Source organism: Erwinia sp. MYb416 (genome assembly GCF_037479575.1).
GTDB classification, from domain to species: Bacteria; Pseudomonadota; Gammaproteobacteria; order Enterobacterales; family Enterobacteriaceae; genus Erwinia; species Erwinia rhapontici.
The window spans coordinates 1-681 of record NZ_JBBGYT010000308.1; the positions used below are offsets into that span (position 1 = coordinate 1).

Below are 681 nucleotides of genomic sequence, written 5' to 3' on the forward strand. Positions count from 1 at the left end.
GCAGTATCCTGTGCAACGCTTTGAGGTGTAGACATGAAAAATTCCCTGATGTGAGGAGTTTTATTCGGCGCCATCCCTGGCACGCACTCCTCCGTCGGAGGAAAATTCGCCAGTGAACAGGCCGTGTTATAAAGCCATGACGAAAGGTCGTTTACCCTAAATAATTCGAGCTGCAGCCAACGCACATGCAGCTTGAAGTATGACGGGTAAAAAGGTTCCCTGGTGTTGGAACGCTTTATTCGCTTTGCGCCGACGGTCTAAAATTGACCAATCGTATAAGTAACGCGAAACAAATCTGACCTTCACGTAGCTGCTAACCATCAAGCACCGTGAATTTTCACTACGCAGCTATTGTATCTACGCGTGTAGATAAATCAAGGTAACGAAACGGCAATCGTTAGATTTTCTTGACATTCAATACAACCAATTGCTCAGAAAACCAATAAAATCAATGAAATAAATCGTCCAAAAAACATGCGATTTTTTTTCACTGTTTAAACCGTGCGCAAACTTAAGGCAAACGAAGCAGACCACAGTTTCAACACCGACGTTTTAGCCCCCAAGTGTTGCGAAGAGATGACAATCTGCACATTAGCATCAGGTTTGTGTTTGTCGGGGGGGATGGTTAAGCTGAAAAACACACGTAGAGCCTGGCCCAGTAGGCGTACATTAATGGCAAAT

General features: G+C 44.5%; 1 protein-coding gene. It reads right to left on the reverse strand.

Annotated features, from left to right (window positions below; all coding sequences use genetic code 11):
* Nucleotides 1-494: 494 nt before the first annotated feature.
* On the reverse strand, nucleotides 495-681 hold a 187-nt coding region (locus tag WH277_RS02780), incomplete at its 5' end, for a hypothetical protein (protein WP_339504283.1).